Origin of the sequence: uncultured Fretibacterium sp. (genome assembly GCF_963544685.1) — a bacterium.
GTDB lineage: Bacteria > Synergistota > Synergistia > Synergistales > Aminobacteriaceae > CAJPSE01.
On sequence record NZ_CAUUGJ010000097.1, the window covers coordinates 1 to 8,686 of the forward strand.

Annotated in this window: 7 protein-coding genes; 3 read left to right on the forward strand and 4 right to left on the reverse strand. The window is 63.3% G+C overall.

The window, feature by feature from the left end; all coding sequences use genetic code 11:
* The first annotated feature begins 58 nt into the window (after positions 1-58).
* The 3 genes from ABLA28_RS08990 (at position 59) to mutL (ending at position 5,350) form a co-directional block, all read left to right on the forward strand.
* A complete protein-coding gene (locus tag ABLA28_RS08990) occupies positions 59-724 on the forward strand; it encodes a nitroreductase family protein (RefSeq protein WP_347713375.1) in 666 nt (221 codons plus the stop codon).
* A gap of 194 nt (positions 725-918) precedes the next feature.
* Positions 919-3,507: a DNA mismatch repair protein MutS gene (gene mutS / locus ABLA28_RS08995; protein ID WP_347713376.1), complete on the forward strand. Its 2,589-nt coding sequence runs from the start codon at positions 919-921 to the stop codon at positions 3,505-3,507.
* Positions 3,491-5,350, forward strand: a complete 1,860-nt coding sequence (gene mutL, locus ABLA28_RS09000; RefSeq protein ID WP_347713377.1) for a DNA mismatch repair endonuclease MutL — start codon at positions 3,491-3,493, stop codon at positions 5,348-5,350. Before mutS ends, mutL begins: the two co-directional genes overlap by 17 nt.
* A 178-nt stretch (positions 5,351-5,528) precedes the next feature.
* Here mutL and ABLA28_RS09005 read toward each other — a convergent pair whose 3' ends face one another.
* The 4 genes from ABLA28_RS09005 to ABLA28_RS09020 all read right to left on the reverse strand — a co-directional run.
* A complete protein-coding gene (locus tag ABLA28_RS09005) occupies positions 5,529-6,431 on the reverse strand; it encodes a hypothetical protein (RefSeq protein WP_347713378.1) in 903 nt (300 codons plus the stop codon).
* Positions 6,432-6,565: 134 nt separating this feature from the next.
* Entirely contained in the window at positions 6,566-7,345 is a 780-nt protein-coding gene (locus ABLA28_RS09010; protein WP_347713379.1) for an ABC-2 family transporter protein, read from the reverse strand.
* Between the two features lie 304 nt (positions 7,346-7,649).
* Positions 7,650-8,405 carry an ABC-2 family transporter protein gene (locus tag ABLA28_RS09015; RefSeq protein WP_347713380.1) on the reverse strand — a complete coding sequence of 252 codons (756 nt, stop codon included), beginning with the start codon at positions 8,403-8,405 and terminating at the stop codon, positions 7,650-7,652.
* A 1-nt stretch (position 8,406) separates the two neighbouring features.
* Positions 8,407-8,686: hypothetical protein (locus ABLA28_RS09020; RefSeq protein ID WP_347713381.1), on the reverse strand; the 280-nt coding region annotated here is incomplete at its 5' end.

The following is an 8,686-nucleotide window of genomic DNA, read 5'->3' on the forward strand; positions in this document are numbered from 1 at the left end:
AGTAGTTTACCAGCCCTGGTATCACTTCCACGTTACTTATTCTACGAGGAGGTTTGTCATGTTTACAGCTTTCAAGAGATTGTGCGTGTTCCTTCTGGCTGCCGTAGTCCTTTTTCCTGTCGGGTCGGCGGACGCCGACATCTCGCTCCCGGCCCCGCAGAGGACGGGCGGTTCTGGGGTGTTCGATGTCCTCGGGAGCCGTGCCTCGGCCGTGGGAGGCGATTTTGCCTCCATGAAGGACGTCTCTTTGGAGAATCTCTCGACGGTCCTGTGGGCCGCGACGGGCCTGAACCGCGGGGAGAAGGGATGGACGGTGCCGATGGCCATGGGGATGGAGCCCTACGTCAAAATCTACGTGGCCCGGGCCGACGGAACCTTCCTGTACGATTGGAGGGCCCACGCGTTGAAGGAGGTCTCCAAAGAGGATATCCGGGGACGGATAGGGAAACAGGACTTCGTCGCGAAGGCGCCCTGCACCCTGATCTTCGTCTCGGATTCCGCGGCGCTCTCCAGGAAGTTCAAGGATGACGACGATGAGGAGGAGTTCGCGGCCGTCGCTGCGGGGGCGATGACCCAGAACGTCTATCTGGCCTCCGGGGCCCTGGGCATCGGTACGCGCTACATCCGCTCCGCCCGGGACGACGCGATCGAGAGGATTCTGAGCCTGCGCGACGACGACGATGTTCTCTGCATTATGCCGATGGGCGTGAAGCCGGGGGCGTAAGTTCGTTTTTCGTGCGGACGGAGAAAACGGGAATACAGACAGGGGAGCCGCCCGGCCGGGGCGGCTCCTTTCGTATGATGAGGCTGGGGGCGTGTGCGGCCTATAGTAAAATGGAAAAGCGAATACGGAAAAGCGCGAATGACGATGGCGGAGAAGAGCGGCGCCTGAGCGCACGAGGAAGAGGAGACGAGACGGTGGCCATACCCGACGACATCAAGATGACTCCCTGGTTGAGCCAATACCGGCAATGGAAGGCGGAGTATCCCGACGCGCTGCTGCTCTTCCGCATGGGGGACTTCTACGAGCTGTTCTTCGACGACGCACGCACCGCCGCGTCGATCCTGGACATCGCCCTGACGGCCCGGGATGCCGAAAGGAAGATCCCCATGGCGGGCGTGCCGCACCATGCGCTTTCCCTTTACCTGGGGAGGCTCATCAAGGCCGGCTGCCGCGCGGCCATCTGCGAGCAGATCGGGGAGCCGACGGGTAAGGGCGTCGTGGAGCGGCGCGTGGTGCGCCTCGTGACGCCAGGCACCTACGTCCCGGAGGAGAGCGGGGACACGGGGCGCCTGGCCGCGGTCCTTCCGCTGAAGGACGGCCGCGTCGCGCTGGCGCTTCTGTCCGTCGAGACCGGCGGCCTGGAGGCGGGAACCCTGCCCCCCGAGGAGGCCGCCGCGCTCCTCTCGGCCTTCACGCCCGGCGAGGTGCTGCATCCCGCGACCCTTCGCACTCCTCCCGATTTTCTGAAGGGGTATGCGCTTCTGCCCGCCGCGCCCGAGGTCTTCCGCGCGGGGACGGCGGCGGAGCGCCTGCGCTCGGCCCTGGGAGGGGCGCGCCTCGCGTCCTTTGGCATCGAGGAGGACGATCCCTGTGCGGGGCCCGCCTGGGCCGTGCTGGACTACCTGTCCGCGACGCAGTTCAGCGCGGTGCGTCACGTGCTGCGCATCACGCCGCTGCGAGCCCGTGACCGAATGAGCCTGGACGCAGCGGCGCAGCGCAACCTGGAGCTGGTCCCGGAGTTCTCCCAGGGGTCCGTCTCGCTGCTCGCCTGTCTGGATCGTTGCCGGACCCCCATGGGGAGGCGCACCCTCAGGGAGTGGCTGCTGCGGCCCCTGATGGATATTCCGGCCATCGAACGGCGCCAGGCCTGCATCGGCGTCCTCGTGGAGGACCCGGCGCGGCTGGGGGGCCTCCAGGATGCGCTCGCCGGGGCCCGCGACGCCGAGCGCGCCCTGTCCCGGCTCTCCCTGGGCACGGGGACGCCGCGTGACCTCGCCGCGATCCGGGATACGCTGCGCCTGCTGCCGTGCCTGCGTTCCCTCTCGTTCCCGGAGCCGCTCGCCGGCCTCTTCGCCGCGCTGCCGGACCTGGAGCCCCTGCGCGCCCATCTGGACGAGGCGCTGGAGGAGGAGCTGCCCCGTGTCCTGGGGGCGGGGCCGGTCGTGCGCTCCTCCTTCAGTGCGGAGCTCGCCTCCTGGCGCGATGTCTCGGAGAGGGGCGAGGCGTGGCTCGCGGAGTACCTGGAACGCGAGCGGGCGGCGACGGGGAGCCCGCGCCTCAGGTCCGGCTACAATCGGGCGTTCGGCTACTACCTCGAGATCGGCAGGACGGGGCTGGAGACGGTGCCGCCGCACTTCGAGCGCCGTCAGACCCTGGTGAACGCCGAGCGCTTCGTCACCCCGGAGCTGCGGGACTTCCAGGACAGGATGGCGCGCAGCGAGGGCGAGATCGCGCGTATCGAGGGGGAACTCTATCGGGCCGTCGTCGAGCGCGTCATCTCCGAGGGGGCGGACATCCAGATGACGGGACGCCTGCTGGGCATCCTAGACTGCGCCGCGTCCTCCGCCCAGGTGGCGCGGGAGCGCGGCTACGTCCGCCCGACGGTGGACGACTCCATGGCCCTGGCCGTCAGGGGCGGCCGCCATCCGGTGCTGGAGGCGACCCTGACGGACGCGACCTTCGTGCCCAACGACGTGGTGCTGGGCGGGGATGCGGCGCGCATCGTCATCCTGACGGGGCCCAACATGGCGGGCAAGTCCACTTGGCTGCGCATGGCGGCCCTGCTCGCGGTCATGGCCCAGGCGGGCCTGTGGGTCCCGGCCGAGAGCGCGTCCTTCGGCCTGGTGGACCGCGTCTTCACGCGCATCGGGGCCCGCGACGACCTAGTCCGGGGCAACAGCACCTTCATGGTGGAGATGCTGGAGACGGCGGGCATCCTGAACAACGTCACCGACCGCAGCCTGGTGATCCTGGACGAGGTGGGGCGCGGGACGGCCACATGGGACGGGATGAGCATCGCCTGGGCGGTGCTGGAGTACCTGCACGGCGGCTGCGGCGCGGCTCCGCGGGTGCTGTTCGCCACGCACTGCCACGAGCTGACCTGTCTGGAAGATCGGCTGGACGACGTGCGCAACTGCAGCATGGCGGTGGCCGAGGGGACGGAGGGCATCGTGTTTCTGCACCAGGTGGTGCCGCGTCCGGCGGACCGCTCCTACGGCATCGAGGTGGCGCGCCTCGCGGGACTGCCCAAGCCCGTGCTGAGGCGGGCCTTCGAGCTGCTGGAGCTCTTCGAGCGGGAGGGGTTTGAGCGTTCCTCCATCCCCGATCCCCTGCCCCAGAACGCGCTGAGACGTCAGCTCCTGCTCTTTTCGCCCGAGACGGACGCCGTCGTGGAGGAGCTGGCGGAACTGGACCTCGACAACATCACGCCGATGCGCGCGATGGAGGTGCTGTACAGAATGAAGGAGAAGAGTATGAGGGCACGGGATGGCGCCGCGGATTAGGGAGCTTTCGGAGAGCGTGTGGGCGCGCATAGCGGCGGGCGAGGTCGTGGAGCGTCCCGCCTCGGCGGTCAAGGAAATGGTGGAGAATGCGCTGGATGCCGGCGCACACCGCATCCGGGTGCGCCTGTGGGACGGGGGACGGTTGCGTATCGTCGTCGAGGACGACGGGTGCGGCATCGCCCTCGACGACCTTCCCCTGGCCCTGACCCCCCATGCGACGAGCAAGATAGGGGGGATCGAGGACCTGGAGGCCATCCGCACGCTGGGGTATCGCGGGGAGGCGCTGGCCAGCCTGACGGCCGTCGCCACGGTCGAGATCCGCTCGCGCCCCGAGGATGGAACGGACGGGACGGGCGGACTGATCCGTGCCTCGGAGGGACGCGTGTCGGAGCATACGGCCGTGAACTGCACTGCGGGCACGCGCGTGCAGGTGGACGAACTCTTCGGAAACCTGCCGGCGCGCCGGAAGTTCCTGAAGAGCGCCGCGGGGGAACTGCGCCGGGCTGCCCTTCTGATGCGGGAGTACGCGATCTGCCGACCCGACGTGAGCTTCGTTCTGGAGCACGATGGGCGGGAGGTGCTCTCCACCGACGGCGGCGGGGACCGGCGTCGGGCGGTCGAGCGCCTCTGGGGGCCGGAGCCCGCGGTCCAGACCGTCCGGTCCGAGGCCGGGCATCTGAGCCTGGAGTGCTGGTGGCAGCCCCGACAGGGGCGCAACGACATCGCCGCCTTCGTCAATGGGCGCGCCGTGGCGGACCCGGTCGTGAAGGGGGCGGTGAGTGCCGCCGCGCGCGAGCTGACGGGCAACTGGGCGCTCCTCCTCTCGATCGACCCGTCGCTGGTCGACGTCAACATCCATCCGGCCAAGGCGGAGATCCGGTTCCGGTACCCCGGCGAGGTCTTCGAGGTCGTCCGGGAGGCGGCCGCCCTGTTGGGGGGCCCCGCGCCCGTGACGGTCCGTGACGGGCGCACCTGGTCCACGGACTCCGTGCCGTCCGGCGGGAGGGCCGTCACCCGCGCCGCGGCGATATCACGGGAGGGGTGGGGGTTCCGGGACGATTTTTCCTCCCCTTCGCCCTCTCCTGTAGCGGAGCGGGGCCGTACATCCGCGCCGCGGGGTACATCCAAGCCCACCTTCGTCTCCCCCTTCTCCCGCATCGAGCCCCCGCCCTTCGCTTCGGAGCCGGCGAAGGATGCGGTGAGGGCGGAGAGCGCGGACCCTCCCGTGGCCGGGACTTTGCCTTCGCCCCGCGGTCCGGACGGGGCGGAGGATGCCGTTCGCGCCCCCGACGTCGTCTACATGGGCCAGATGGGCTCGGGGTATCTGGTGTTCGATGTGCCGGAAGGACTTGTCCTCGTGGATCCTCACGCGGCGCACGAGCGCGTGGGGTACGAGCGCATCCGCGCCGCGGCGGGGGAGGGACGTGTTCAGCCGCTTCTGGTCCCGGTCCCGTTGCCCCCGACCCTCGCCTTGGAGGCGGAGGAGCATCGGGAGACCCTGGTCCGGTTCGGCTTCGAGCTGGAGAGCTGCGACGGAGGAACGCGGCTTTGCTCCATCCCGTCGGTTGGGGGGGCGGTCGAGCCCGAGGCCCTGCTGAGGGGATCGCTGGGGGCTCTGAAGGAGGATCGGGACGGGGACGCGGCGGAGCTCTTGTGGCGCACCTGGGCGACGATGGCCTGCAAGGCGGCGGTGAAGCTGACGACGCGCCTGTCCCGGGAGGAGGCCCTGGCCCTGTGGCGGGAGCTGCATGCCTGCGCCCAGCCGTATTTCTGCCCCCATGGACGCCCGACGGTCCTCAGGATCGATGCGGCGCAGCTGGTCGGACACTTCGGCCGGGAGTAGCGTCCGACCGAGGGGCCATAAAGTACGAGCCGCACCCTTTTTCAGGGCGCGGCTCGCTTCTTTGGTCTTTTAGAACCCCGGCTCAGACGGGGGCAGTTTTTCAGCATATCCCTGGAGGTTTTATCAATGGCTTGGTCATAGAGGACTCTGTCCCCATCTCTGTCATCTGTGGACTCGATCAGCTGTCCTGTGTCCAGTAGCGACTGACCTCGACGCGGGCGTCGGCCTCAGAGAAGCCGAACATTCTGGCCACCCTGGCCACTGCTTCGTCCCGAGAAACGCCAAAATCACGGCAAGCGTTCACAAATCCCTGGAGATTACCTTCCTTTCTGCCCTCGGCTCTACCTTGTCTGAGCACGTCGTTGATGTAGGTGTTTGTCACCGTCTCCTGGTCAAACAGCATCGTCATGATGTCCATCACTTCCACCTCTCTTTTCTCCAGATATTCCCTCAGCACGCCCAGGTCTTTGCAGAGGCGTATCGTCTCGCGAAGGGCCTTCCTCGTCATCCCGTGGAGCTTCACCTGCTCCTTGAGCACCTTGCAGAACATCACGTACTGGGTGATGATGTCTCCTTCACCCTCGCCGTAGATAACCTTGGCCCGTACCTCAACGGCATATTCCTTACTATCAAAAAACACTTTTGACAGCGAGAGCTCGCTGGGGCGATTTTTTCGGTCGCCCGTGTAGATGACGTAGAGCTCCGGTTCAGGCAGTTTGACACGGCGGCTGGCATAGAGGTTCTCCCCCAAATCGCTCAGATGCCTCTGCCAGGTCTTAGCCATGTAGAGCAGGGCACGGATAAGGATGTTCTCAGTCCAGGTGCTCTGAGCCTCCAGAAGGATCATCAGTCGGTTCGACACCATGAAGCCCAGATCATTATAGAGACCATCCACCATGACGTTCTCGATGGTGATGTCCGTCAGGTCCGTCTCCGTAGCTGTCGTATCCTCCGGGTGCAGTGTCCGGTAGAGCTGCAGCAGGTACTTTTTGTCGCCGAACAGATCGGAGAAGACGCTGGCCTTTATCGTGCGCTTCATCCCTTCCGGTGCGCGTATCGTCTGTGGCTCTGTCTCCCCCATGCCGAACACCTCCTGGTCGATACCATTATATAACCACCAATATGACTCTCTATCGTCAACGTTTTTCTGATTCCTACGTGCTGTAGAGAAGGATGTGAGCCTCCGGGCCATCTGCACTGCGCTCTAAAAGTATCTTACGCTCCAGTGCTTTTGTATATTTTACTTAGTGATTGCCATGTAAATATGCCCAATACTAACATCAAAATACTCAACATAAACAAAAACAGAGCGCCTAAATATCCCCGAGAAAAGATCTCGGCAGCCGGATAATACGTTGCACAAAACACGGGAACCGCCAGAGTCAGAAGCGTCCTTGCCCAGCGAGGATAGATGGTCATCGGAAAACGGCCGAAGGAATGAAGCTGAAAGACCGTGTGCGTCACCGGAAAGTTATCGACGGCGGCGAACGCCAGGGAGGAGGTCAGGATATTGATGCTTAAATAGACGTTGGCCGAAACGCCCAAGGACAAAAACAGCTTTGTCATCGCGCCAAGGGAAACGGCATCGGCGATCCGAAGGCCGTACAGACAACAGAACAAACCCCAGAGAATTCCTCCCATCCCGTCGATATCGAACCGGCTGGCCAGCACCTGCACCAAGGGAGGCATAGGCCGGGTCAGGACGGAATCGTACGCACCCGACCGGACGAACACATTGCCGAACTGCCAGAGGGCCTCTGCGAACGTGTGCTGTACCCCGTCTCCAAATACGGACAGCCCGTACAGAACCAGCAGGTACCCTTTGGGGACCCGGATTATCTGTGCACGGTCGAATACGATGTCGATCAACAGGAAATTGGGCAGATGCCAGACAACCGTCCCCAGAATGCCAAACACCATGTCCAAAGGATATTGCCGGATCGAACGCAGGCGATGATAGAGGAGAAAACAATACGCCTTGAACCATTGATTCATCGCAGAACCGTCCTCAAGATCTCGACATCGCAAAAACAAGCCACAGCACGTAACAAAGCCCTTGAGAAGCGCTGATTAAAACAAAAACGCATATTTTTCCAAAGAGGAGTATGCAAAACATCTATGGGCAAAAATCTCCAGCGCTTCCCTAATAATTAACATGGGGGCTTTGCCCCCAAGCCCCCACGCCGCTATCCTGATAGCGGCGGCCCCGGCAAGCCTCTTCCTCAAAACAGGCAAGCTGGGGTACCACCGGGGGGCTTCATGGATTAAATCAGCATTTCCCTTGAGATGCTATTCTCCATCATCCCCCCTGAATTTGCAGTCTTTTCGTAAAGACAGCATCCGCAGCGACGGATAAGGCGACCATCAGGACACAATACACGAGCTGAAGCGAGAGGGCGCCCGCGGCATCGGCAGACGCCGTCAGTATCCGCACAGGGGTGTCGATCATATAGGCGAAGGGCAGCGTCTCCATTGCCCGTCCAACCGACAGAGGAAACATGTGGAGCGGGACAACGGCCCCGCTTGAAATCTGCACAATTCCATCGCGCAATGCGCTGACCCCCCAGTGGTTGCGCGTCAGCGTGCACAGAAACGACAGCAGAAAGTCGAGGCAGTAGCAGATGACCAGGGAGACGAAGACCGAAAGGGCACACAAAAACAGCGACACCCAACGAACTTTCATGTTGACGAAAAAAAGCAGGAACATAATCAGAGGAATGCCCTGTACGACGAATACGGTGACTTTTCTCGACAGGAAGTCGATAAAGGAAAGGGCGAGATAACGAATGGGCTTGGTCAGATGGAGCGCTACTTTTCCGCTTTTTATATCGCCGGCGATAGCCCAGATGTTGTTGGAACAGACGAAGAAGAAAAAAAATCGGGCCAGGAGGACATAGCGTAAAGTCTCCCAATCCGCGTCACAAATGCCTCTCCAAAAGCAATAAAACAGGGCCACTTGGCACATCGCACCCAAAAAGCTGAGAAAGGATGCCGTTTTGTACATCAGCAGCCGCTTGAAATTGGCCCGGACATGCAACCGCACCATGTTCCACATGCTACGACCTCATCTGAAGAAGGCGCTCTTCAAGCGAGACATTTGCGATAGTGATCTCGGCGACCGAAGCGGTATCGTAGATACTCGCTACAAGGGTTCTTATCAGCGCGTTGTCGTTGGGACAATAGATCTTCAAAACGCGCTCCTCGGCAGCCACACGGATCCCCTCGTGCTCCTCCAGCATCCGGGATACCCGGTCCAGCGATCTCGAGTCGTGAAATTCGACGCCTATTCTCCTGTACAGGTCGCCGCCGCGCAAAAATCCGGTCAAAGGCCCATCG

Bases quoted from the DNA above. Each gene is read 5' to 3' on its own strand.
- ABLA28_RS08990 (WP_347713375.1), top strand. From the start codon at position 59: ATGTTTACAGCTTTCAAGAGATTGTGCGTGTTCCTTCTGGCTGCCGTA.
- mutL (WP_347713377.1), top strand. From the start codon at position 3,491: ATGGCGCCGCGGATTAGGGAGCTTTCGGAGAGCGTGTGGGCGCGCATA.
- ABLA28_RS09005 (WP_347713378.1), bottom strand. From the start codon at position 6,431: ATGGGGGAGACAGAGCCACAGACGATACGCGCACCGGAAGGGATGAAG.
- ABLA28_RS09010 (WP_347713379.1), bottom strand. From the start codon at position 7,345: ATGAATCAATGGTTCAAGGCGTATTGTTTTCTCCTCTATCATCGCCTG.
- ABLA28_RS09015 (WP_347713380.1), bottom strand. From the start codon at position 8,405: ATGTGGAACATGGTGCGGTTGCATGTCCGGGCCAATTTCAAGCGGCTG.